The sequence below is a fragment of the Novilysobacter erysipheiresistens genome, assembly GCF_036663935.1.
Classification (GTDB): Bacteria; Pseudomonadota; Gammaproteobacteria; order Xanthomonadales; family Xanthomonadaceae; genus Novilysobacter; species Novilysobacter erysipheiresistens.
On sequence record NZ_JAXGFP010000002.1, the window covers coordinates 382997 to 407789 of the forward strand.

The 24793-nt window shown below is 68.6% G+C and carries 22 protein-coding genes; 13 read left to right on the forward strand and 9 right to left on the reverse strand.

Translation table 11 applies throughout. From position 1 onward, the window contains the following. Nucleotides 1–14: 14 nt before the first annotated feature. Together SNE34_RS04895 and grxC are read right to left on the reverse strand one after the other, a co-directional pair. Nucleotides 15–416, reverse strand: coding sequence for a carboxymuconolactone decarboxylase family protein (locus SNE34_RS04895; RefSeq protein ID WP_332615216.1), 402 nt, complete (start codon nt 414–416; stop codon nt 15–17). Next, complete coding sequence (gene grxC / locus SNE34_RS04900; protein WP_332615218.1) at nt 413–694, reverse strand: glutaredoxin 3; 282 nt, start codon at nt 692–694, stop codon at nt 413–415. The genes SNE34_RS04895 and grxC overlap by 4 nt, the downstream gene beginning before the upstream one ends. A gap of 87 nt (nt 695–781) precedes the next feature. On the opposite strand from grxC, the gene SNE34_RS04905 reads away from it, so the two are divergent. The 7 genes from SNE34_RS04905 (at nt 782) to SNE34_RS04935 (ending at nt 10160) form a co-directional block, all read left to right on the forward strand. Further along, nucleotides 782–2410 carry a M48 family metalloprotease gene (locus SNE34_RS04905; RefSeq protein WP_460970922.1) on the forward strand — a complete coding sequence of 543 codons (1629 nt, stop codon included), beginning with the start codon at nt 782–784 and terminating at the stop codon, nt 2408–2410. 118 nt (nt 2411–2528) lie between these two features. Then, nucleotides 2529–3239, forward strand: coding sequence for a phosphate regulon transcriptional regulator PhoB (gene phoB / locus SNE34_RS04910; protein WP_332615222.1), 711 nt, complete (start codon nt 2529–2531; stop codon nt 3237–3239). Nucleotides 3240–3276: 37 nt separating this feature from the next. After that, nucleotides 3277–4617 carry a phosphate regulon sensor histidine kinase PhoR gene (gene phoR, locus SNE34_RS04915; RefSeq protein WP_332615224.1) on the forward strand — a complete coding sequence of 447 codons (1341 nt, stop codon included), beginning with the start codon at nt 3277–3279 and terminating at the stop codon, nt 4615–4617. After that, nucleotides 4614–6773: a polyphosphate kinase 1 gene (ppk1, locus tag SNE34_RS04920; protein ID WP_332615226.1), complete on the forward strand. Its 2160-nt coding sequence runs from the start codon at nt 4614–4616 to the stop codon at nt 6771–6773. Before phoR ends, ppk1 begins: the two co-directional genes overlap by 4 nt. Before the next feature lie 14 nt (nt 6774–6787). Then, nucleotides 6788–8317, forward strand: a complete 1530-nt coding sequence (gene ppx, locus SNE34_RS04925) for an exopolyphosphatase (protein WP_332615228.1) — start codon at nt 6788–6790, stop codon at nt 8315–8317. Nucleotides 8318–8488: 171 nt separating this feature from the next. Continuing rightward, nucleotides 8489–9631, forward strand: coding sequence for a glycosyltransferase family 4 protein (locus SNE34_RS04930; RefSeq protein ID WP_332615230.1), 1143 nt, complete (start codon nt 8489–8491; stop codon nt 9629–9631). Continuing rightward, complete coding sequence (locus tag SNE34_RS04935; protein ID WP_332615232.1) at nt 9609–10160, forward strand: phosphatase PAP2 family protein; 552 nt, start codon at nt 9609–9611, stop codon at nt 10158–10160. The genes SNE34_RS04930 and SNE34_RS04935 overlap by 23 nt, the downstream gene beginning before the upstream one ends. 11 nt (nt 10161–10171) lie before the next feature. Here the strand turns inward: SNE34_RS04935 and SNE34_RS04940 are convergent, their stop codons facing one another. The 4 genes from SNE34_RS04940 to creB all read right to left on the reverse strand — a co-directional run bounded on the left by SNE34_RS04940 (nt 10172) and on the right by creB (nt 14657). Continuing rightward, on the reverse strand, nt 10172–10834 hold the full coding sequence (locus tag SNE34_RS04940; RefSeq protein ID WP_332615233.1) for a GNAT family N-acetyltransferase: 663 nt from the start codon (nt 10832–10834) through the stop codon (nt 10172–10174). 235 nt (nt 10835–11069) lie between these two features. Then, a complete protein-coding gene (gene creD, locus SNE34_RS04945) occupies nt 11070–12443 on the reverse strand; it encodes a cell envelope integrity protein CreD (RefSeq protein ID WP_332615234.1) in 1374 nt (457 codons plus the stop codon). 83 nt (nt 12444–12526) lie between these two features. Further along, nucleotides 12527–13957 (reverse strand): two-component system sensor histidine kinase CreC, encoded by a 1431-nt coding sequence (gene creC, locus SNE34_RS04950; protein WP_332615236.1) that lies wholly within the window; start codon nt 13955–13957, stop codon nt 12527–12529. Between the two features lie 25 nt (nt 13958–13982). Then, nucleotides 13983–14657: a two-component system response regulator CreB gene (gene creB / locus SNE34_RS04955; protein WP_332615238.1), complete on the reverse strand. Its 675-nt coding sequence runs from the start codon at nt 14655–14657 to the stop codon at nt 13983–13985. A gap of 93 nt (nt 14658–14750) precedes the next feature. Between creB and SNE34_RS04960 the strand changes: the two genes are divergently transcribed. Further along, on the forward strand, nt 14751–15608 hold the full coding sequence (locus SNE34_RS04960; RefSeq protein ID WP_332615239.1) for a 23S rRNA (adenine(2030)-N(6))-methyltransferase RlmJ: 858 nt from the start codon (nt 14751–14753) through the stop codon (nt 15606–15608). A 30-nt stretch (nt 15609–15638) separates the two neighbouring features. On the opposite strand, the gene SNE34_RS04965 is transcribed toward SNE34_RS04960, so the two are convergent. Continuing rightward, nucleotides 15639–16568, reverse strand: coding sequence for a cation diffusion facilitator family transporter (locus SNE34_RS04965; protein WP_332615241.1), 930 nt, complete (start codon nt 16566–16568; stop codon nt 15639–15641). A 139-nt stretch (nt 16569–16707) separates the two neighbouring features. Between SNE34_RS04965 and SNE34_RS04970 the strand changes: the two genes are divergently transcribed. The 5 genes from SNE34_RS04970 (at nt 16708) to SNE34_RS04990 (ending at nt 22533) form a co-directional block, all read left to right on the forward strand. Then, nucleotides 16708–17250 (forward strand): GNAT family N-acetyltransferase, encoded by a 543-nt coding sequence (locus SNE34_RS04970; RefSeq protein ID WP_332615242.1) that lies wholly within the window; start codon nt 16708–16710, stop codon nt 17248–17250. Nucleotides 17251–17392: 142 nt separating this feature from the next. Further along, nucleotides 17393–20866 (forward strand): transcription-repair coupling factor, encoded by a 3474-nt coding sequence (mfd, locus tag SNE34_RS04975; RefSeq protein ID WP_332615245.1) that lies wholly within the window; start codon nt 17393–17395, stop codon nt 20864–20866. Between the two features lie 90 nt (nt 20867–20956). Beyond that, nucleotides 20957–21487, forward strand: a complete 531-nt coding sequence (locus SNE34_RS04980; protein WP_332615247.1) for a SixA phosphatase family protein — start codon at nt 20957–20959, stop codon at nt 21485–21487. 77 nt (nt 21488–21564) lie between these two features. Further along, a complete protein-coding gene (locus tag SNE34_RS04985) occupies nt 21565–21951 on the forward strand; it encodes a hypothetical protein (RefSeq protein WP_332615249.1) in 387 nt (128 codons plus the stop codon). 132 nt (nt 21952–22083) lie between these two features. Next, on the forward strand, nt 22084–22533 hold the full coding sequence (locus SNE34_RS04990) for a hypothetical protein (protein ID WP_332615251.1): 450 nt from the start codon (nt 22084–22086) through the stop codon (nt 22531–22533). A gap of 64 nt (nt 22534–22597) precedes the next feature. On the opposite strand, the gene SNE34_RS04995 is transcribed toward SNE34_RS04990, so the two are convergent. Continuing rightward, a complete protein-coding gene (locus SNE34_RS04995) occupies nt 22598–23674 on the reverse strand; it encodes a sugar-transfer associated ATP-grasp domain-containing protein (protein WP_332615253.1) in 1077 nt (358 codons plus the stop codon). A 22-nt stretch (nt 23675–23696) separates the two neighbouring features. After that, nucleotides 23697–24776 (reverse strand): sugar-transfer associated ATP-grasp domain-containing protein, encoded by a 1080-nt coding sequence (locus SNE34_RS05000; RefSeq protein ID WP_332615255.1) that lies wholly within the window; start codon nt 24774–24776, stop codon nt 23697–23699. Nucleotides 24777–24793: the final 17 nt, after the last annotated feature.

A 24793-nucleotide genomic window follows, 5' to 3' on the forward strand; every position in this document is an offset into this window, starting at 1 on the left:
CGCGGCCGTCCTGCTTAGCCGTGGTCGTGCCCGGCCGGTGCCGCGGCCTCTCCCTGTTCGAGCCGGTCGAGGAAATCGACAGCGCGGCGCAGGTGCGGGATCACGATGCTGCCGCCGACCACCAGCCCGACCGAGAACGTCTCGAACATCTCGTCGCGGCTGACGCCCGCATCCCGGCACTGGGCCACGTGATAGCTGATGCAGTCGTCGCAGCGCAGCACCAGCGAGGCAACCAGGCCCAGCAGTTCCTTGGTCTTCACGTCGAGCGCGCCGGCCTGGTAGGCCTGGGTGTCGAGCGCGAAGAAGCGCCGCACGACCTGGTTGGGTTCGGCCAGGATGCGTTCGTTCATGCGCTTGCGGAACGCGGTGAACTCGCCGATCCGATCGCCCTCGTCCGCTCCGGAGGGCCCGCTCATGCAGCACCTTCCAGCAACGGTTCCAGCTTGCCCTGGCGGTGCAGCGCGATCATGTCGTCATAACCGCCCACGTGGGTGTCGCCGACGAAAATCTGCGGAACGCTGGTACGCCGTGTGCGCGCCATCATGGTTTCGCGCTCGGCGGGATCCAGGTCGACCCGGACCTCCCTCCACGTCTGGCCCTTGCTCTTGAGGAAGTTCTTGGCGGCAACGCAATAAGGACAGATCGCCGAGGTATAGATCACGATCTCGGGGTGGGCGGACGCGGTGTTGCTCAAGACGTTCTCCTGCGTGGGGCTGCGTTAATGAACTCGGACGGCCGGGTATGGTCGAATGGTGCTGCCGAACAATCCCGCCGGATGAATATGGGTCTTCCCTCCCGGCATTTCCAGCCCGTCCCTGGAGTCACCTTGCGCCGCATCGTCCTGCTGTCCGCCGCCGTCACCCTCGCCCTGGCCAGCGTCTGCGCGCCGGCGCAGGACGCGCTGCCGGACATCGGCTCTTCCGCGGGCGAGCTGCTGACGCCGCACCAGCAGGAGCAGTACGGCTCGATGATGCTGGCGCAACTGCGCCACTACGAATACGTGCTGGAGGACCCACTGGTCGAAAGCTGGCTCGACGCCCTCGGTTCGCGGCTTGCCGCCAACAGCGGCACACCGCGACAGCCGTTCACCTTCTTCATGCTGCGCCAGCGCCAGATCAACGCCTTCGCCACTCTCGGTGGCTACATCGCGGTCAACGCCGGCCTGGTGCTGGCGGCCGAGCGCGAGGACGAGGTCGCCGCGGTGATGTCGCACGAAATCGCCCACGTCACCCAGGAACACGTGCTGCGCGGGGTCGAACGCGCCCAGCGCGACCAGTTGCCGATCCTGCTGGCGATGCTCGGCGCGGTGGTCATGGCCCAGTCCGCCGGCGGCAACTCCAGCGACGACGCCACCCAGGCCGCGATCGTCTCGGCGATGGGCCTGATGCAGCAACGGCAGATCAACTACACCCGTTCCAACGAGCAGGAGGCCGACCGCCTCGGCATCCAGACCCTGTCGCGCAGCCACTACGACACCGACGCGATGGCCGACTTCTTCCTCACCATGCAGGCGCGGTCGCGCGCCAATGGCGCCGGCGCCTACGATTCGCCCGACTACCTGCGCACCCACCCGGTCACCACCAGCCGCATCAGCGAGGCCAAGGCGCGCGCCGTCCGGTTGCAGGAGTCGCCGGCCGGGTTTGCCGTCGCCCCGCTGGCCACCGACAACCCGTTGCTGCCAAGCGGCCTGACGATCTCCAGCGATGCATTGCAACGCGGCGGCACCGGGCTGTTCGAACTGGCCCGCGAGCGCCTTCGGGTGCTCAGCGCCGAGAGCCCACAGATCGCGCTGCGCGAGTACCAGCAGATCGCCGACAGCGGCACGTTGACCGAGGCCCAGCGTTACGGCCGGGCGATCGCGCAGCTGCGCGCGAACGAGTCGACCGCGGCGATGAAGGCCCTTGCGTTGCTGCTGGAGGCACGCCCCGACGACCTCTGGATCGAATTGGGCCTGGCCGAGGCCGAGGCGCGCAGCGGCCATCGCGCGGCCGCGGACAAGCGATTCGCCCGGTTGCTTCGAGGCGCGCCGAACAACCGCGCCATCGCCCTGACCTACGCCCGGGTGTTGTCGGAGCGCAATACCGTCGAGGCCGGCAAGCATGCACAGGCGGTGTTGCGGCCGCTGCTGGCGCGATCTTCGGAGGACGCGGCGTTCCAGCGCACCTACGCGCGGGCCAGCGAGATCGCCGGCGAACCGATCCGCGCCGGCGAGGCCTATGCCGAAGCGGCGTTCCTCAGCGGTCGCGCCGAACAGGCGCTGGTGCAACTCAACACATTGAAGAAGCGACCCGAAGTCGATTACTACGCCCGGGCGCGGATCGAGGCGCGGATCGCCCAGATCACACCGGTGGTGCTGGAACTGCACCGCCAGGGCATCTACGACGAAGTGCTGGACCGGCGGCGGCAATAGCTGTTTCGCTGGTACATCATCATTCGTGTGACGCGCGCATTGCGCTGTCACCGTCGTGTCACAAAACGGTAGTGTACTGAGGCGGCTTCGCATCGCCCCGCCCACGCCCCGGTGACCCGTGCAGAAACGCATTCTGATCGTCGAAGACGAACCCGCCATCCGCGACATGGTCGCCTTCGCCCTGCGCAAGGGCGAATACGAGCCGGCCACCGCCGGCGATGCCCGCGAGGCTCAGGCGGCGATTGCCGACCGGGTGCCGGACCTGATCCTGCTCGACTGGATGCTGCCCGGCACCAGTGGCTTGGAACTGGCCCGGCGCTGGCGCAAGGAATCGCTGACCCGAGACATCCCGATCATCATGCTGACCGCCCGTGGCGAGGAGAACGACCGCGTCGGCGGGCTCGAGGCCGGGGTCGACGACTACGTGGTCAAGCCCTTTTCCGCGCGCGAACTGCTGGCCCGGATCCGCGCCGTGCTGCGGCGCTCGCGCGAGGACGACGAGGACGGCAGCATCGACGTCGGCGCCCTGCGGATCGACGGCGCGGCCCATCGCGTGTACGCCCGCGGCAATGGTGCGACCGACCAGCCGGTGCAGATCGGCCCCACCGAGTACCGGCTGCTGCATTTCTTCATGACCCATCCCGAACGCGTGTACTCGCGCACGCAACTGCTCGACCACGTCTGGGGTGGCAGCGTGTACGTCGAGGAGCGCACCGTCGATGTCCACATCCGCCGCCTGCGCAAGACCCTTGAGCCGTACCAGCTCGACGGCATGATCCAGACCGTGCGCGGCTCCGGCTACCGTTTCTCGGCGTCGATGAACGGCTGAGCTTCGGCGATCACGACAATTGCCGGATACTGAGCCGATGCCACCGCACGCCCGCTCCGCCTGGTTCCGCACCCTCGGCCTGCTCGTCGCGATCCTGGCCGGCGCGGCGGCGCTCGGCTTTGCGATCGGTCATCCATGGCCGGTGCTGACCCTGGCCGCGCTGGCGGTGGTCGGCTGGCACTACTGGCGCCTGCGCCAGATCCTGCAACGCCTGACCGCGCGCCGGCGCCAGGCCCCGTCGACCGGCGTCGGCGTCTGGAACGAACTCGACCGCCTGCTGCATCGCGGCCAGGCCGAGATGCGCGGCCGCAAGCGCCGACTGGTCGAGATGCTGCGGGCCTACCGCGCCGCCGCCGCCGCCCTGCCCGATGCCATCGTGGTGGTGGACCGCAACAGCCAGCGGATCCTGTGGTTCAACGAGGCCGCCGCGCCGCTGCTCGGCCTGGGTTATCCAAACGACATCGGCGCGCCGCTGGTGCAACGCCTGCAGCCGCTGCCGCTGGCCCACTGGCTCGCCACCGGCCGCAACGCCGAGCCACTGGAGACCCGCTCGCCGCTCAACGGTTCGACCACCCTCAGCCTGCGGTTGATCCCGTACTCGGACAACCTGTGGCTGCTGGTCGCGCGCGACGTCAGCCGCCTGTTGCAACTGGAACAGATGCGTCGCGATTTCGTCGCCAACGTTTCCCACGAGTTGCGCACGCCGCTGACCGTGATCCACGGCTACCTCGACATGATCGACCAGGACGAGCACCCCGGGTTGACCCCGATGCTCGGCGAGATGCAGCACCAGTCGCAGCGCATGACCCAACTGGTCGAGGACCTGCTGACATTGTCGCGGCTGGAGTCGCAGGACCGCCTCGCCGGCGAGGAAACCGTGGCGATGCGTTCGGTGCTCGACACCCTCCGGCGCGAGGCGCTCGCGCTGAGCCAGAGCCGCCACCGGATCAGCGTGGAGGACAGCGCGATGGTCGACCTGTTCGGTTCCGCCAAGGAGCTGCACAGTGCGTTCTCGAACCTGGTCAGCAACGCGGTGCGCTACACCCCGGCCGGTGGCGAGGTCGCCATCCGATTCCATGCCGAGGGCGACGGCGTGGCGCTGGAAGTCAGCGACAGCGGCTACGGCATTCCCGCCGCGCACCTGCCGCGGATCACCGAACGCTTCTACCGTGTGTCGACCAGCCGCTCGCGCGAAAGCGGCGGCACCGGGCTCGGTCTGGCGATCGTCAAGCACATCCTCAACCTGCACCAGGCGCGACTAGGAATCAGCAGTGAAGTCGGTCGCGGCAGTACATTCTCCTGTCATTTCGGCAATGCGCGCGTGCGTCCGCGGGAAGCGGGCGACAGCGGCGCCAGTCGCGCGGAGGCGCATGCATGAATCGCTCCAGGCCAACCGATTCCGAACCGGCTATCCCCGCGATCGACCCGACCGGCCGCGCGCCGCTCGACGCCGGGTTGTACAGCGACGCCGCCAGCGACGGCGACCTGCTGCGCGACCCGTCGCTGTACTTCAATCGCGAGCTGTCGCAGTTGGACTTCAACTTCCGCGTGCTCGCCCAGGCGGTGGACGCCCAGGTGCCGTTGCTGGAGCGGTTGCGCTACCTGTGCATCAGCTGCACCAACCTCGACGAATTCTTCGAGATCCGCGCCGGCACCCTGCGCCACGCCCAGGACCTGGGACTGGTCGCCGGCCCCGACGGGCTGGCCCCCTCCGCCGTGCTGGCGCGCATCCACGACCGCGCCGCCGAATTGGTCGAGGCCCAGTACGCCTGCTGGAACGACATGCTGCGCCCGCAACTCAACGAGGCCGGCGTGCGCGTGCTCGGGCCGGACAGCTGGAACCAGGCGCAGACCCGCTGGCTGCGTGATTACTTCCGCGACGAGGTGATGCCGGTGCTGTCGCCCCTCGGGCTGGACCCGGCGCATCCGTTCCCGAAGATCCTCAACAAGTCGCTCAACATCGTGGTCGTGCTCAGCGGCCGCGACGCGTTCGGCCGCGACGGCAACCTCGCGATCGTGCGCGCGCCGCGCTCGCTGCCGCGGATCATCCATATCCCGGAAGAGGTCAGCGGCGGACCGACCGACTTCGTGTTCCTGTCGGCGCTGCTGTCGGCCTTCGTCGACGAGTTGTTCCCGGGCATGAAGGTCGAAGGCGCCTACCAGTTCCGGGTCACCCGCAACTCCGAGTTACTGGTCGACGAGGAGGAAGTCGACAACATCGCGCTGGCCCTGCGCGACGAGCTGGTCGGCCGCGGCTACCTGCGCGCGGTACGGCTGGAGATCGCCGAGAAGTGCCCGGCGCCGATCGTGCGCACGCTGCTGGACAACTTCGACCTGCAGGAAAACGCGGTCTACCGGATCAATGGTCCGGTCAACCTCAACCGGGTGATCCAGGTGTACGACCTGGTCTCGCGCGGTGACCTCAAGTTCCCGCCGTTCCAGCCGCGCGTGCTGCCCGGCAGCGACAGCATCTTCGATACCGTGGCGCGCGGCGACGTGCTGCTGCACCATCCGTTCGATGCGTTCACCCCGGTGCTGGAGTTGCTGCGGCAGGCGGTCGACGATCCCAACGTGCTGGCGATCAAGCAGACCCTGTACCGCTCGGGCAAGGACTCGCAGATCGTCGATGCGTTGGTCCAGGCCGCCCGCAAGGGCAAGGACGTGACGGTCGTTGTCGAACTGCGCGCGCGGTTCGACGAGGAAGCGAACCTCGGCTTTGCCGATCGCCTGCAGGAGGCCGGCGTGCAGGTGGTGTACGGCGTGGTCGGCTACAAGACCCACGCCAAGATGCTGCTGATCGTGCGCCGCGAGGGCCGCGTGCTGCGTCGCTACGTGCACCTGGGAACCGGCAACTACCACGCCGGCACCGCGCGCCAATACACCGACCTCGGTCTTATCACCGCCCATCCCGACATCGGCAACGACATCCACCTGATCTTCCAGCAGTTGTCGGGGCTGGCCCCGCAACTCGAACTCAAGCGCATGCTGCAGTCGCCGTTCACCCTGCATGCCGGAGTGCTGCAGCGGATCCAACGCGAGGCCGCGTTCGCACTGGCCGGCAAGCCGGCGCGCATCGTCGCCAAGATGAACGCACTCAACGAGCCGCGGGTGATCAGCGCGCTGTACGGCGCGTCGCAGGCCGGGGTGCGGATCGACCTGATCGTGCGCGGCGCCTGCACCCTGCGGCCGGGCGTGCCCGGGATCAGCGACAACATCCGGGTGCGTTCGATCGTCGGCCGCTTCCTCGAACACAGCCGTATCTACTGGTTCGGCAACGACGGCGCGCCGGAGCTGTTCTGCGCCAGCGCCGACTGGCTGGAGCGCAACCTGCTGCGGCGGGTCGAGACCTGCTTCCCGATCCTGGACCCGCAGCTGGCCGACCGTACCCACGAGGAAGCCCTGGCCAACTACCTGGCCGACAACCTCAACGCCTGGGAGTTGCAGCCCGACGGGAGCTATGTCCATCTGACCCCGCAGGACGATGCCGAACCGCATTCGGCGCAAGCCTGCCTGCTGGCCAAGTTGTGCGGATGACGGACCATTCGGTGATGACCGACATCTTCCCGACCGCCGCGCTGCCGTTGCAGGACGGTGACCTGCTGGCCGCGGTCGACATCGGCTCCAACAGCTTCCACATGGTGGTGTCGCGCTACCTGCTGGGACAGTTGCGCGTGGTCGACCGTTTGCGCGAACAGGTGCGGCTGGCCGAGGGCCTCGACGCGCGCGGCGGCTTGTCGCCCGAGGTCCGCCAGCGCGCGTTCGAGTGCCTGTCGCGGTTCGGCCAGCGCATCCGCGACATCCCGCCGCAGCAGGTGCGCGCGATCGCGACCAATACGGTGCGCCGACTGGCGGCGCCGCAGTCGTTCCTGATGCCGGCCGAGAGCGCGCTCGGCCACGCCATCGAAGTGGTCGCCGGCCGCGAGGAGGCGCGCCTGATCTACCTTGGGGTCGCCCACGCGCAGCCATCCAAGCCCGATGAGCTGCGCCTGGTGATCGACATCGGCGGCGGCTCGACCGAATGCATCATCGGCAGCGGCTTCGAGGCGATCGAGCGCGAGAGCCTGCAACTGGGCTGCGTCGCCAGCACCATGCGTTTCTTCGGCGACGGCAAGCTCAGCCCGCGGCGCTGGCGCGAGGCGCTGGTCGAGGTCACTGCCGAGTTCCAGCAGTTCGCCGCCGGCTACCGCGCCCTCGGTTGGGACGATGCGATCGGCGCCTCCGGCACCAACAAGGCGATCGGCGAGATCTGCGCGGCGATGAAGCTGACCAAGGGCGCGGTCACTGCCGAGGCGCTGCCGCAGGTCCGCGACCGGCTGTTGCAGGCCGGCCGGATCGATGCGATCGACCTGCCCGGCCTGTCGGCTGACCGTCGGCCGATCATCGCCGGCGGGCTGCTGATCCTGGAGGCCGCCTTCGACGCGCTTGACCTGCAACGGCTGATGATCAGCAAGGCGGCGATGCGCGAGGGCGTGTTGTACGACATGCTCGGCCGCGGCGGCGCCGACGATCCGCGCGATGCCGCGGTGGCCGCGCTGATGCTGCGCTATGGCATCGACAAGGCCCAGGCCGCGCGCGTCGAGGGCACGATGCTGCGGTTGTTCGACCAGGTCGCCGAGGATTGGCAGCTCGGCCCTGACGACCGCCTGATGCTCAGCCGCGCCGCGCGCCTGCACGAACTCGGCCTGACCATCGCCCACAGCCAGTACCAGGTGCACGGTGCCTACGTGGTCGAGCACACCGACATCTCGGGTTTCTCGCGGCAGCAGCAGCAGTTCCTTGCGGCGCTGGTGCGCACCCATCGCCGCAAGGTCCCGAAGTCCGCGTTCGACGCCCTGCCCGACCGCCTGCTTCCGGCGGTGCGGCGCAGTGCCGCGCTGCTGCGGCTGGCGGTGCTGATGCACCGCGCGCACGAGGCCGACCCGATCCCCCGGCTCGATGCGCGCGCCGATGGCGATCGCCTGACCGTGACCCTCGACCAGCGCTGGTTCGAGGCGCGGCCGCTGCTGAAGACCGACCTGGAAGGCGAGCCGCACGACATCGGCGCGCTGGGCATCAAATTGGCGTTCGAAACCGACTAGCAGGAGCGGCGTAAGTCGTGACCTGTACATCGCCTCCAACGTTCGGCTTCGCGACTCACGTCGCTCCTACAACAACCTGGCGCCACATGTGGCGTGTCATCCGACGGTCATCGTCCTGCCATAACAGCTAAACCCGACGTCCACACACTCTCCTAAACGGGAGAGCCGCGCATGCGCTACGCGATCGTCAGCGAGACCTACCCGCCGGAAGTCAACGGCGTCGCCTTGACCGTTCAGTCGCTGGAGCACGGCCTGCGGGCGCAGGGCCACACCGTGACCGTCGTGCGCCCGCGCCAGCCCGACGAGCGCCATGGCCACCCCGGCGAGTTGCTGGTCCGCGGCGCCGCGCTGCCGCGCTACCCGGGCCTGCGTTTCGGCCTGCCGGCGACCCGTGCCCTGCAGGCACACTGGGCAGCGATGCGCCCCGATGCGATCTACGTCGCCACCGAGGGCCCGCTGGGCTGGTCGGCCCTGCGCGCGGCGCGGCGGCTGCATATCCCGGTGGCAACCGGCTTCCACACCCGCTTCGACCAGTACATGTGCAACTACGGTGCGCGAGTCCTCGCCGGTCCTGCGCTGGCCTGGATGCGCCGCTTCCACAACAGCGCCGCGGCGACCCTGGTGCCGACGCGCGAGCTGGCCGGCTTCCTGCAGGCGCAGGGCTTCGACCACGTGGTGCAGTTGCCGCGTGCGGTCGATATCCGACGCTTCAATCCCGACCGGCGCGACCCGGCGTTGCGCGCGCAGTGGGGCGTCGGCGAGCACGAGCTGGTCGCCCTGTATGTCGGCCGGATCGCGCCGGAGAAGAACCTCGCCCTGGCCGTGCGCGCATTCCGCCGCCTGCAGCAGGTCTGCCCCGACGCGCGCTTCGTCTGGGTCGGCGACGGCCCGTCACGGCCGCAATTGCAACGTGAACATCCGGATTTCATTTTCGCCGGCGTCCAGCGCCACGACGCGCTCGCCCGCCACTACGCCAGCGGCGACCTGTTCCTGTTCCCGAGCCTCAGCGAAACCTACGGCAACGTGACCCTGGAGGCGATGGCCAGCGGCGTGGCGACGGTCGCGTTCGACTACGGCGCCGCCGGCGAACACCTGCGCGACGGCCTGCACGGCGCCGCGGTCGCAGTCGATGACGACGAGGGCTTCATCGACGCCGCATCACGCATCGCCGGCGACGACGCCCGGCGCGCCGGGATGGCCCGCGCCGCCCGCGACGCGGTCGGCCGGCTGCAGCCGGAACAGGTCGCCGCCGATTTCGACGCCGTGCTGCGCGGCCTGTCAAGAGCCAGCGATGAATCGCCCGCCCTGGCTTGAGCGTCTGGCGGCCGGTGAATCCGGCTGGTGCCTGCGGGCCAACCGGGTCTGCCGTGGCGGCCACCTGCGTGCGTACTTCGCCGCGATCAGCCGGCTCGGTGATGGGGTGTTCTGGTACGGGTTGATGGCGGCGATGATCGTGGTCGACGGCTTCGACGGACTGGTCGCCTCCGCCCACCTGGCCGCGACCGGGGTGATCGCACTGACCATGTACAAGTTGCTCAAGCGCTGGACCCGGCGACCGCGGCCGTTCGCCTCCGACCGTCGCATCCGAGCCTGGGTCGCGCCGCTCGACGAGTTCAGCTTTCCTTCCGGCCACACCCTGCATGCGGTCGCCTTCAGCCTGGTGGCGACCGCGCACTACCCGGCGCTGGGGTGGCTGCTGGCCTCGTTCACTGCCAGCGTGGCGGCGTCGCGGGTGGTGCTGGGCCTGCACTACCCCAGCGACGTGCTGGCGGCGAGTGCGATCGGCGTGGTGCTGGCGATGCTGTCGCTGCGATTGGGGTCGGCGCTGTCGATGCTGGCCTGAAGCGACGCCGATCAGCGCGACCGTTCCAACGGTCGCAGCCAACCGGCAAGGCGGTGCGGGACGATGCCGGCGCCTACCTCGTTCCAGCCGAGCATCAGTTGCAGCCCCTCGCGCGGGCGATAGCCACGCTTGCGCCAGAACGGTTCGTAGCCGCGGCCGAATGGCGGCCGCCGCGGATCGTCGGCAGCCCGCTCGACCGCGCAGAACGCGGTCAGGTCGAAGCCGCCAATCAGGCGCGCATGCGACTCGCGCTCGTCGAAGAACCGATGGCCGATGCCGCGGCCGCGGTAGCCCGGCAGCAGCACCGACTCGCCGCAGAGGAATACCCGGGTGGCATCCAGCCCGACGGCGGCGAACGCCCGCTGCACCGATCCGGGCGCGTCGGCCAGCGGCAACCCGGTCGCGGCGCCGACCAGGTTGTCGCCATCGAACGCCAGCACCGCCACGCTGCGCCAGGACTGCACGCAGGCCTGCAGGTGCGGCAGCGGCAGGTCGGCACCATGCTCGGCCTGTCCGTCGTACAGATAGGGCCAATCGCCCAGCACCGTTCCCCAGAGGCCCGCGATGTCGTCGACGTGGACACCGATGGCCTCGCCCACCACGGTTCGCACGTTCACCGACTGGTTCGCGGGGTGTCCTGCACTGGCGGATTGGAACGCGGTGACAGGGGTCATGGCGGTGTGCACGGATGGGACATCCTTGTCGATGTTGTGGCCATGGCGATGGCCACTACGGCAGGCCCTGACCGCAGGACAAGCCGTGGTTGCCGAAAAATGTGGCCCCTCCAGAACGATGAACGAAAATTCGCCGACACAACGGCCGGAAATCGTCCGCAACCGCGGGGCATGGCGTTCGAGCGCTGGTCCTGATCGGCGCGGCCGTGGTGCGACGGCCGCGCTCCCTCTTCCATCAAGGCTCCGACAAGATCGGCTCGCGCCGCGCCGGCGACGGGTTCGGGCGGCTGCCCAACTGATACCAGTCGACCTTGCGGGTCACCACCATCAGCGCCGCCAGCACCACGAACAGCAGGCCGGCACCCAGCACCAGCGCGTTGTCCTCCGACACCAGCAGCCCGTACAACGCGGCATACAGGGTCGACAGCATCGCCGCGAAACCCAGCGCGCGCATGACGCTTCGCAACACCGCGCTGAGGTAGAAGGTGATCAAGCCGATGCAGGCGATGCCCGCGCCGAGGTACGACCAGCCGAACGGGAAGTGCTCGCTGAGGCTCAACAACAGCAGGAAGAACATCGCCAGCGCCAGCCCGACCAGGCCGTACTGGATCGGGTGGATCGGCAGTGACTTGGTCAGCTCGAAGATGAAAAACCCAATGAAGGTCAGCAGCACGAACAGCAATCCGTACTTGGTTGCGCGATCGGTCTTGGAGTAGACGTCGACCGGGTCGATCAACGACACGCTGACCCGGTCGATCGCGGTGGCGGCATCCTCGGCCAAGTCGCCCTTGGCCGACTGCCAGCGTTGCTGGGCGTTGCTGGCGACGCCGGGGATCTCCCAGCCGGCCTGGAAGCCGTCGGCGTCGATCATCCGGGTGCGCGGCGAGCTGCCGTCGAAGCTCGGATGCGGCCAACTCGACGTGAGCGAGAAACGGTTCTGGTCGCCCAGCGGCACCAGCGAGAACCGCTCGGTGCCGGCCAGCACCAGCCGCAGTTCGGTCTGCACGCGGTGCAACTGGCCGGGCGGCAGCGGCGGCAGCGGCGGCAGCAGCGCGTGCAGGCCTTCGCCGCCGACATGGCCGGGTGCACGGCCCTGTTCGACCTCGAGCGTGCGCTGGCCCACCTGTAGCGTCGGACCTCGCAAGCCGCGCACGTCGGAAATCGCGTAACTCAGATACGGCTGGCCGATGCGACGACCGCGCTCGGTACCGGGGTCGGCCGGGATCGCGACCTCGAACGCGGCCTTGGCGCTGCCGTGCCACTCGTACACCCGGACCTCGTGCAGGTTGCGACGGCGGATGCCGGGCTTGAGTCCGCCCTCGACCGCCAGCGTCTTGGGGAAGAACGTCCATTGCCGCGACACCGTCTTGCGCGTGGTGCGGACGATGCCGGCACGGTCGGCCTCCTCGACTTCGACCACCTCCTGGTACGGCACCACCAGCACCGGGCCGGCGAAGGTCTGCGGTCCGGCGTAGCTGCGGGCGATGTCAGCCACCACCTGGCGCCGGTAGTCCTGCCGCTCCTGCACCACCCCGCGAACCATCGTCAGCGGCACAAGGATCGCCAAGGTCAGCCCCAGCACCATCGCTATCCTCATCCAAAGTCGCATCTCGCACTCCTGTCATGGCAATTGCCGGCAGGATCGGCGGCGACGGTGCGCGGACGATGGGGCGACGGTGAAGCGGGGGTGAACTACGACGCGAGTGGCACCACCAGCCGAGCCACCGCGCCGCCGCCGTCGCGGTTCTCCAGGTTGACGCGACCGCCGTGCAGGGCTGCGACCTCGGCGACGAAGCAGAGGCCGAGGCCGCTGCTGCGACTGCCACCATCGGGGCGAGACAGCGAGTAGAAGCGCTCGAACACCCGCCCCAGCGCGTAGTCGGGAATGCCCGGGCCGCGGTCGGTAACTTCCAGTACCGCCTCGTTACCGGACCGGTGCAGGGTCACTTCGACCACGCTCGCGGCCGGGGCGAAGTCGATCGCGTTGCCGACCAGATTTTCCAGTGCCTGCCGCAGCAGGAACGCATCGCCGCGGACGGGGCCGATCGCGTCCAGCCGCAGTTCCAGTTCGACCCCCGCAGCGGCGAGGCCCGCCGTGCACAGCTCCGCGACTTCGGTCGCGAGTGCCGCGAGGTCGACCGGCGCCGGCTGCTCGATCCGCTGCCGGTGCTCCACCGCGGCGAGGGCCAGCAACTTGTCGATCATCTGCGCCAGCCGTTCGCTCTGGACCCGGATGCTGCCGGCGAAACGCACGCGATCGGCGTCGGGCAACGGCGTTTCCAGCAATTCGGCACTGCTGCGGATCGCCGCCAGCGGGCTCTTCATCTCGTGGGTCAGGCTGTGCACGTACTGCTCGACGTACTGCTTGCCTTCCAGCCGGGCGCGCATGGTTTCCAGCGCCTGCCCGAGTTCGGCGAACTCGCCGGCCGACGCCGGCAGGCTGGCGCGCTCGCCGGCGGTCACCGCGTGCGCATAGCGGCGCAGGCCACCGAGCTGGCGCGACAGCCACCACGCCGCGACCAGTCCGACCAGCAACGCCACCCCCAGCAACACCGCGCCCCAACGCATCACCACCGCCTGGCTGCGCTCGATGAAGGGTTGCAGCGCGCGGTTGGGCTTGGCCACGGTCAGCACCCCGATGATTGCGCCGTCGGCGCCGCGGATCGGCGCGGCGACGTGCATGACGGTGGAATCGGGATCATCGGGATCGGACCGGGTCGAGCGCGCGCCGTAGCGACCGCGCAGGGTCAGGTAGACGTCGTTCCAGCGCGAATAGTCGGCGCCGAGTGCCTGCCCGCTGCTGTCGAACACGACAATGCCACGTGCATCGGTGACGTACACCCGATAGCTGGCGCCGCGCTTGTCGAAACCCCAGATCTCGGCGCCGAAGTCCCGCCCGGCGACCTCACGCACGCGCCGGGCGAATGCGCCCGTCGCGATCCGGCCGGCAACGAGGTCGTCGGTCGCCAACTCGGCCAGTACGTTGGCGGTGTCGACCAGCGTGTCTTCCATCGCCTGGCGCACGCCCGGCTTGACCTGGGCGACGAACACCTGGGCCAGCAACAACGCCGCCAGCGCGACGATGAGGAAGTAGCCGAGGAATATCCGCAGGCCGATTTTCAACAGTCTGTCCTCAAGCCGGGCGTCCTCACGGCACGTCCAGTGAATACCCCAACCCGCGATGGGTGCGGACCGGGTCGGCGTCGGGCTCGACCTCGCGCAGCTTGGCCCGCAGGGTCTTGATGTGGGTATCGACGGTGCGGTCACCGCTGTCGAGCGCGTCGCCCCACACCCGGTCCATCAGTTGCGACCGCGACAGCACTGCGCCGGGCCGTTGCAGCAGCGCCGCCAGCAGGCCGTATTCGTAGCGGGTCAGTTCGAGCAGCTGGCCGCGGAAGCGGACGCGCTTGCCTTCGGGATCGTGCTCGAAGCCGTCGGCAACCGGCGCGCTGACGGGCGCCGCCTGCACCCGCCGCAGCACCACCCGCACCCGCGCGACCAGCTCGCGTGGCGAGAACGGTTTGGTCACGTAATCGTCGGCGCCGATCTCCAGGCCGAGGATGCGGTCGGCCTCGGCGCCCTGCGCGGTCAGGAAGATCACCGGCAGCTCGCGTCCGCGGCGCAGCTCCCGGCACAGCGCGAAGCCGCCGATGTCGGGCAGGCCGACATCGAGCACCGCCAGCGCGAAGTCTTCCGACGCCGCCCGCCGCAGCGCCTCGCCGCCGGTCAGGCAATGCACCGGGTCGAAGCCCTCGGCGCGCAGTGCGTACTGCACGGTGTCGGCAATCGCCGGTTCGTCTTCGACCAGGAGGATGCGGGGCATGGCGGCCGGGGCGCGAGGAAGTCGCGACAGGATAAGCCAGCCGGTCGCGGCCGCGCCGGGCTACCGCGGGCCGCGCCGGGCTAAGCTAGTGCGATGAACTATCGCCACGCCTTCCATGCCGGCAACCATGCCGACGTCCTCAAGCACGTCGTGCTGCTGGCCGTCTGCGACGCCCTGACCGCCAAGCCGGCACCGCTGTTCGCGCTGGACACCCACGCCGGGCGCGGCCTGTACGCGCTCGATGGCAACTCCGCGCAGCGCACCGGCGAGGCCGAGGGCGGCATCGGCCGGCTGCTGGCGGAGGCGCCCAAGCATCCGGCCATCAACCGTTACCTCGCCGCCGTCCGCGCCTGCCGCGCCGAGCACGGCCACGCCAGTTACCCCGGATCGCCGTGGCTGCTGGCGCACGCGCTGCGCGAGGACGACCGCATCGCCGCCTGCGAACTGCTGCCGGAGGAAGCCGCCCAACTCAAGGCCAACTTCGACCGCGACCCGCGGGTCGCGATCCACGCGCGCGACGGCTACGCGGCGATGAAGGCGCTGCTGCCGCCGAAGTTCGGCCAGGTCCGGTTGAACCGCGGACTGGTGCTGATCGACCCGCCGTACGAGGCCCAGCTCGAAGAATTCGACCACATCATCGGCGCGGTGCGCGAGGCGCTGACGCGCTGGCCGCAGGCGACCTATGCGGTCTGGTATCCGATCAAGCGCCGGCGGGCGCTGCAGCCGTTCCTGCGCCGCGCGGCCACCGTTCCGGCCAAGTCGTCGCTGCTGGTCGAGCTGATGATCCACCCCGACGACTCGCCGCTGCGCATGAACGGCAGCGGCATGTTGCTGTTCAACCCGCCGTGGCAGCTCGATCAGAGCCTGCAGTCGGTGTTGCCGCGGTTGCAGACCGCGCTCGGCGAGACCGGCGCGTCGTCGCGGCTGGAGTGGTTGAAGCAGGCGGCCTGAGGACGCCCGCCACAGGACCGGGCACGACCGTCAGGGCGCGCCCGCGCCGCCGCGCGATTCGGGCTCGAAGAAGCTCCAGCGCACTTCCGGGAACGCCTGCTTCAGCGCGATCTCGACCGTATTGATCTCCTCGATCAACACCAACGCGCGCTCACGCTCGCGCATCCGCGCCTGCACCGACACCATCACGTCGTTGCCCAGTTGCAGGGTCAGCACGCTGATGGTCTCGGCGACCTCGGGACGGCCGTCGAGGAACTGGTGGATCTGCTGCTGGCGCTCGGGGTCGACGCTCTGGCCGATCAACAGCGCCTTGACCTCGATCGCCACGAACACCGCGACGATGATCAGCAACGCGCCGATGCCGATGGTGCCGATCGCATCCCACATCGGGTTGCCGGTGACCATCGTCGCCGCCACCGCGACCAGCGCGAACACCAGGCCCAGCAGCGCCGCCAGGTCCTCGCCGAAGATCACCACCAGTTCGGCCTGGCGGCTTTCGCGGAACCACTGCCACATGCCGCGGTCGCCACGGGCCTTGTTGACCTCCTGCACGCAGGCGCGCATCGAGATCGACTCGACCACGATGCCGAACACCAGCACGCCGACCGCCCACCACAGCTTGCCGGTATCGACGGCTTCGGGCGCCTGCAGTTTGTGGATGCCTTCGTAGAGCGAAAACATGCCGCCGACGGTGAACAGCATCAACGCGACCAGGAACGACCAGAAATAGATCGCCTTGCCGTAGCCCAGCGGGTACTCCGGCGTGGCCGGGCGCTTGGACTGCTTCATCCCGAGCAGCAGCAGGCCCTGGTTGCCGCAGTCGGCGAACGAGTGCACGGTCTCGGCCAGCATCGCGCTGGAGCCGGTGAAGAACGCGGCCACGCCCTTGGCAACCGCGAGCGAAAAGTTGGCACCGAGCGCGAAGAAGATCGCGCGGGTCGAATCACCGCCACCGGCCATGTGCTGATCCCTGTTGTTGTGAGCCGCGCGAGTCTAGCACCGGCCCATGCGACCGCCGTGTCTGGCGGCATCGGCGCCCGAATTGGCGTGACTGCCGAATGAAGAAGTCGTTTACATCCGGTGTGCCACTATCGCCGCCATGACCGCGCGCGAACGACTCCCGCCCTGGCACGAACGCCAAACGCTGCCCAATGGCCGCGAAGTGTTGATCCGCCCGATCCGGCCCGAGGACGCCGAACCGCTGCGTGCCGGCTTCGGCCTGCTGCAGCCGGAGGAAGTCCGCCAGCGCTTCCTGCATTCGATGCAGGAGCTGAGCCCGGAGATGGCCGAGCGCTTCAGCAGGATCAACCCCAAGACCGAGTTCGCCCTGGTCGCGGCCGAACCGCTGCCGCCCGGCGAGGCGCTGGTCGGCGCGGTGGCCCGGATCGTGGTCGACCCCGACGGTCGCGCCGGCGAGTTCGCGATCCTGATCAGCCGCTACATCAACGGCATGGGGCTGGGACGCTACCTGATGACCCGGCTGGTCAAGTGGGCCCGCAGCAAGAAGCTCGAACGGGTCTATGGCGACGTGTTCGAGCACAACCAGCCAATGCTGTCGCTGGCCCAATCGCTGGGGTTCGAGCGCGAGTCGCAGCAGGACGGCCTGGTCCGGGTCGTCCTCCAGCTCCGGAAGCCCCTGTAGGAGCGGCTTCAGCCGCGATCGGGAACCGTTCGCCCGTGCCGATTCCAGATCGCGGCTGAAGCCGCTCCTACAAGAGCAGGGCGACTCGCCGGACAAACCGCAACGGGCCTGCCGCCCCCGCATCGGCTAAAATCGCCGGCTGATGCCTTCCCCCACATTCCCCTCTCCGCCGCTGCCGCAAGCGGGCCAGCAGCGCGCCTGGTGGCGCGCACCGGCCTCGCCCTCGGCCCTCGCCTTCCATGTCGCCCGCGCCGCCGCCAGCCATGACGGCCCGCTGCTGGCAATCGCGCGCGACAACCACGCCGCGCACCAGCTCGAAGCCGACCTGCGTACCCTGCTCGGCGAGGCCGGCGCAGCCACGGGTACCACGCCGGTGCTGCCGTTTCCGGACTGGGAGACCCTGCCCTACGACCACTTCAGCCCGCATCCGGACATCGTCAGCCAGCGCCTGTCGGCGTTGCACCGGTTGCCGACGCTCAAGCGCGGCATCGTGGTGGTGCCGGTGCAGACCCTGCTGCAACGCCTGGCACCGCTGAGGCATGTGGTCGGCGGCAGCTTCGACGTGCAGGTCGGCCAGCGGCTTGATCTCGATGCCGAGAAAAGAAGGCTGGAGTCGGCCGGCTACCGCAACGTCCCGCAGGTGCTCGACCCCGGCGACTTCGCGGTGCGCGGCGGCCTGCTCGACGTCTACCCGATGGGCGCCGACCAGCCGTTCCGGGTCGAACTGCTCGACGACGAGATCGACACCATCCGCGGCTTCGACCCGGAGACCCAGCGCTCGTTCGACAAGATCGATGCGGTGCACCTGCTGCCGGGCCGCGAGCTGCCGCTGGACGAGGCCTCGCTGAAACGCGCGCTCGACGCGCTGCGCGACCGCTTCGACCTCGACACCCGCCGCAGCGCGCTGTACCAGGACCTCAAGGCCGGCACCGCGCCGTCGGGCATCGAGTACTACCTGCCGCTGTTCTTCGAGCAGACCGCGACCCTGTTCGACTACCTCGCCGACACGACATTGCCCCTGCTCGGCGAAGGCGCACTGGAGGCGGCCGAGCAGTTCTGGACCCACACCGGCGATCGCTATGAGCAGCGCCGCCACGACCTCGAACGCCCGCTGCTACCACCGGACGCGCTGTACCTGTCGCCCGACGCGCTGCGCGAGCAGCTCAACCGCGGCGACCGGATCGAGGTCTGCGGGGAAGGCCATCCGCAGCGCGAGCGCGCCCATGTGCTGGCCACTCAGCCGGCGCCAGACCTGCCCATTACCGCGCGCGACCACGTCCCGGCCGAGGCGCTGAAGGCGTTCCTCGGCAGCTATCCCGGCCGGGTGCTGGTGGCGGCGGATTCGCCAGGCCGACGCGAGGCGCTGCTGGAGATCCTGCAGGCGGCCGCCCTGGCGCCCGAGGTTCTGTCCGACTGGCCCGCGTTCGCCGCGGGCTCGTCGCGGTTCGCGATCGCGGTCGCGCCGCTCGACGACGGCTTCGCCCTCGATCAGCCGCAACTGACCACCCTCACCGAACGCCAGCTGTTCCCCGAGCGCGCCAGCCAGCCGCGCCGACGCAAGCGCGTCGGCCGCGAGCCCGAGTCGATCATCCGCGACCTCGGCGAATTGTCCGAGGGCGCGCCGATCGTGCACGAAGACCACGGCGTCGGCCGCTACCGCGGACTGATCACGCTCGAGGCCGGCGGCGAGAAGAACGAATACGTCGAGATCGAGTACGCCAAGGGCGACCGCCTGTACGTGCCGGTCGCGCAACTGCACCTGATCAACCGTTACTCCGGCGCCTCGGTCGAGACCGCGCCGCTGCACTCGCTCGGCGGCGAGCAGTGGAGCAAGGCCAAGCGCAAGGCGCAGGAGAAGGTCCGCGACGTCGCCGCCGAGCTGCTGGAGATCCAGGCCAAGCGCCAGGCCCGCGCCGGCCTGGCGATCGACCTCGACCGGGCGATGTACGAGCCGTTCGCCGCGGGCTTCCCGTTCGAGGAAACCCCCGACCAGCTGGCCGCGATCGAGGCGGTCATCCGCGACCTGCAATCCAGCCAGCCGATGGATCGGGTGGTCTGCGGCGACGTCGGCTTCGGCAAGACCGAGGTCGCGGTGCGCGCCGCGTTCGCCGCCGCCGCGGCCGGCAAGCAGGTCGCGGTGCTGGTGCCGACCACGTTGCTGGCCGAGCAGCACTACCGCAACTTCCGCGACCGCTTCGCCGACTGGCCGCTCAAGGTCGAAGTGCTGTCGCGCTTCAAGACCGCCAAGGAGATCAAGGCCGAACTGGAGAAGGCCGCCAGCGGCGAGATCGACGTCATCGTCGGCACCCATCGGCTGCTGCAGAAGGACGTGCGCTTCAAGGACCTCGGGCTGGTGATCGTCGACGAGGAACAGCGTTTCGGCGTGCGCCAGAAGGAGGCGCTCAAGGCGCTGCGCGCCAACGTCCACCTGCTGACCCTGACCGCCACCCCGATCCCGCGCACGCTCAACATGGCGATGGCCGGGCTGCGCGACCTGTCGATCATCGCCACCCCGCCGGCGCACCGGATGGCGGTGCAGACCTTCGTCGTGCCGTGGGACGACAGCCAGCTACGCGAGGCGTTCCAGCGCGAGATCTCGCGCGGCGGCCAGGTCTATTTCCTGCACAACGACGTCGAAAGCATCGGCCGGATGCAGCGCGAGTTGCAGGAACTGGTGCCGGAGGCGCGCATCGGGATTGCCCATGGCCAGATGCCCGAGCGCGAGCTGGAGCGGGTGATGCTCGACTTCCACAAGCAGCGCTTCAACGTGCTGCTGTGCACGACGATCATCGAGTCGGGCATCGACATCCCCAACGCCAACACCATCATCATGAACCGCGCCGACAAGTTCGGCTTGGCGCAGCTGCACCAGTTGCGCGGTCGGGTCGGCCGCAGCCATCACCGTGCCTACGCCTACCTGGTGGTGCCCGACCACCGCTCGATCACCAGCGATGCCAAGAAGCGACTGGACGCGATCGCGGCGATGGACGAGCTCGGCGCCGGTTTCACCCTGGCCACCCACGACCTAGAGATCCGCGGCGCCGGCGAACTACTCGGCGAGGACCAGAGCGGGCAGATGGCCGAGGTCGGCTTCAGCCTCTACACCGAGTTGCTGGAGCGCGCGGTGCGCTCGATCAAGCGTGGCGAGCTGCCCGACGTCGACGGCCAGAGCGTCCGCGGCGCCGAGGTCGAGCTGCACGTGCCGGCCCTGATTCCCGAGGATTACCTGCCCGACGTCCACACCCGCCTGACGCTTTACAAGCGCATCTCCGGCGCGCGCGACGCCGATGGATTGCGCGAGTTGCAGGTCGAGATGATCGACCGCTTCGGCCTGCTGCCCGATCCAGCCAAGCACTTGTTCGCGGACGCCGAACTGAAACTGCAGGCCACCGCGCTGGGCATCAGCAAGCTCGATCTCGGCGAGAAGGGCGGTCGCGTGCAGTTCGTCGACAAGCCCAACGTCGACCCGATGGCGATCATCAAGCTGATCCAGGGCCAGCCCAAGCTCTACCAGATGGACGGGCCGAACAAGCTGCGCCTGAAGCTCGACCTTCCCGATGCACCCGCACGGTTGGCGGCCGCGCGCGGATTGATGATCGCGCTCGCGCCAGGCTGAGCCGGTTCGGCCGGCTTTGCTGCGCCGCGTCTGGCAAAGTCCACTGACGGCGGCGCACTATCGTGCAGGTCGCATCCACCGGAGTTGTCCATGCCGTCGATCCGCCCGCTGCTGCGTGCCACCACCGTCGCCTCGCTGGCCCTGCTTGCCGCCTGCGCCAGTTGGCCGGGCGTCGACGATTCGAGCGACTTCGTGATCGTGCGCCACGCCGAGAAGGTGCCCGACGGCTCCGACGACCCGGCGCTGACCGCCGCCGGCCAGGCCCGCGCGCGGGCGATCGCCGAATGGCTGGCCGACTCCGACGTGGTCGCGGTGTACTCCACCGATACCCGTCGCACCCGCCAGACCGCCGAACCGGCCGCGCAGTCCCACGACCTTCCGGTGACGCTCTACGACGGCGGCCAGTCGGCCGATGCATTCGCCGCGCAGCTTCGAAAGGCGCATCCGGCCGGCACCGTGCTGGTGGTCGGCCACAGCAACACCGCGCCTGCCATCGCCGCGGCGCTGTGCGGTTGCGAGGTCGAACCGATGACCGAGGCCGAGTACGACCGCCGGATGACCGTCCACATCGATGGCGACGGCGACATCACCCTGCTGACCGCGTCGCAGCCGTCGCCCTGACCCGCATCGGCCGTTCACGCCGGCGGCGCTAGGCTCGCCCGGTCGCGCCTCGCGTCGCCCGTACGGATGGAACCGCCATGACCCGATCCCTTGCCCTCGCCTGCCTGGTCTCCTGCGCCGCCGGTACCCTGCCCGGTTGTGCCAGCGGCGACGTGCGCGCCGCCACGCCGGGCCAGCCAATGACCTTGCAGGTCGGCGAACGGGTCACCCTGCCCGGTGACGCGGCGCTGCGCTATGTGGGGGTCACGACCGACTCGCGCTGCCCGCCCGGGGTGCAGTGCATTCGCGCCGGCGATGCGGACGTCGCCTTCGAGTTCACCCCCGCCGGCGGCACGCCGGTCGCCGTCGGCGTCAACATTCCCGAGTCGCCGGCTGCGACGGTCGGCGAATGGAAGCTTCGCTTGCTGTCGCTGGAGTTCGGCGAGGCTCCCGCGGCGACGGTGAGGATCGATCCGACCGATTGAGCAAAGACATCAACCACGACTCGCCAAACCAGGAAAACGGCCTCTGATTCCCCGGGATTTGTCAATCCCCCGAAACTGGACTATCGTCGGATCCGTAGCCGTATGGGAACGGCCGCACACGGGGGAAATGCAATGAACAAGACGGCTTTGAGCCTGTCATTCCTGTTGTTGGCCGCGTCCGCGGCGCAAGCGCAGGAAACCTTGGGCTGTCCGCAACTGCCCGCAGACACCGGTCTGACCTGGGAGCACCGCGCCAACGGGGGTTCCGACTTCTGCCGCGCGCTGCGGGCCGATGGCAGCGAGGCACTCGGGTTGTACATCGCCGCCGAGGCGTCGTTCGAGCCCAAGCGGGACAACCGCGAGGAGAACGATCTCATCGATGGCCGGCCGGTCCAGTGGTACCGCGCCGAACTGGTCACCAAACCCGACATCGAGGCGCGCGAAACGCTGATCCAGCTCGACGATGGCCGGGTCGCGCACTTGTGGCTGCAGGCGCCTGCGGGCGCGCAGCTGAACCAGGCGTTCGAGCTGACCCGGCAGTTGCGGTTCGGTCCGCCGCAGCAGGTCGCCGCGGGCGAGTGACGCTCATGTCCGATGGCCCGAAACCGGCCGTCGGACGCGTCAGATCGGCCGACGACGACGCGGCTCACGCCACGGGCTTGCGTCTCCACAGGGATTCCCAATCAAGCCCGCGAAAGCACGGGCCTGCCGTGGCCTCGGAAAACTTGATGTCGTTGTGGCCAGCGTTCCATTCCATGAGTTTCACCTGACCGTCCTGCTCGCTGCAGACGTCCCACCCGATGCAAGGCATGTGCGGGCAACGCTCATGCAGTGACTTGCACAGCGCAGTCGCATCGCCGAAATGCGGGACCGAACTACCCGAGAAGCGGAACCCCGTGTCCGGGTGCGCGTCGACCTTCTGCCATTTGGGCAGGTAGCCAAACGTCCCCAGAGCTCCGGAACTCCGGTCCAGCGGCACCTTGATGGCGTTGGCGCTGCGCACGAGGTCATCGCTCTTGCGCCCCACTCTCAGGTAGGCCGCCCTCACGCCGATGGATCCGTCCAGCTCCCGCGTCGTAGTGATTCGCACGGTCGCGGTCGCCTGCGGGCTCAACGCCTTGAAGAAGTCATGCTGCCGAATCGGAGCCTGGAAGACGCCATTGGGGAGCCGTAATCGTCCTTCCCCCGGGAAATCCTCCCTCGTCATGATGACCACGTCCCTGCCCTGCTTGGAACTATCGGACTTGAAGTAGACGCGGTCATGCCGATCGAACAGGGTGGCGACCAGCTCCGGTTGCCGGATCGGAACGAAATCTCTCGAGAAGTAGACGTCGTCAAGGACGTAGGCGAGGTCCGGCAAGGCCTCGGTGTCGAGTATCCGGTTGGTGAATGTCTTGAGGGTCGCCACCTTCGCCGCGACCGGGTTCTTCCTGGAGTAGACGACTACGTGGTAGTAGTTTTCCGGGATCCAGCCTTCCTTGAACTCTCCGCTGACCGCGGCGTACACGCGCAGCCACGGCGCGAATTTCCGGCTGCCAAGGACATCCTGCGCGTACTCGTTGCAACGATCGAGAAGGGCGCGGTCGGTCACCCCCTGCTGGCTTTCCACCCTTTCCAGGTTCGCGCGCGCGCGTTGGTTGTAGAGCTGATGGCGCAGCTCGTCGGCGAAACCCGTTGCCAGATCGAGTCCGACATCCCTCAGTGAATCCCCCGAAAGGTTCATCGTGGCGCTCCGCGTGGTCGGATCAAACGATCAGTGTCTTGCGCCGCCACAGGTCTTCCCATCCCAACCCACGGAAGCACGGGCCGGCGGTGGCTTCGGAAAACTTTATGCCGTTGTGGAACGCGTTCCATTCCATGAGTTTGACCTTGCCGTCCTGCTCGCCGCAGACGTCCCAGCCGACACAGGGCATGTGCGGGCAGCTCTCATGCAGCGACTTGCACAGGGCCGCCGCCTCGTTGAAATGGGGGACCGCACTACCGGCAAACCGGAAACCGGTGTCGGGGTGGGCCTCGATCCGATGCCAGTCGGGTAGGTAGCCAAATGCGTCCAGCGCGCCGCTGTCGATATCAAGCGATATCTTGACTGCGTTGGCGCTGCGCACGATGTCGTCGTTACGGCGCCCCACCCTGAGATAGGCCGCCTTCACCCCGATCGATCCATCCAGCTCCCGGGCGGTGGTGATTCGCACGGTGGCGGTCGCATCCGTGCACATGGCCTCGAAGAAATCATGCTGCCGGATCGGCGTCTGGAACACGCCGTCGGGCAGCATCGATCGTCCCTCGGCGAGGAAGTCCTCGCGGGTCATGATGACGGTGCCGCGCCCCTGGTTGGAGTAGTCGGACTTGAAGTAGGTGTGGTCGTGCCGATCGAAAAGGATGTCGACCAGTTCCGACTCGCGGATCGGCCGGAAGTCCCTGGAAAAATACACCCCGTCGATGGCATAGGCGAGGTCGGGCAGCGCGTCGGTATTGAGGATCCTGTTGGTGAAGGTCTTAAGCACCGACAACTTCACTGCGACCGGGTTCTTGCGCGGGTAGACGATCACGCCGTAGTAGTTGTCCGGGATCCAGCCCTCCCTGAACTCGCCGCTGACCGCTGCATAGACGTGCAGCCAGGGCGCGAACTTGCGGCTCCCGAGAACCTCCTGGGCGTACTCGTTGCACCGGCCGATGAGGGCGCTGTCGGTCCGCCCCCGCTGGTTCTCCACACCTTTCAACGCCAGCCGTGCACGCTGGTTGGAGCGAATATGGCGAACCTCGTTGGCGACGTTGGTTGCAACCTCGATTCCAACATCCTTTAGCGAATCGGCCGAAAGATTCATCGCGACGCTCCGTAGTC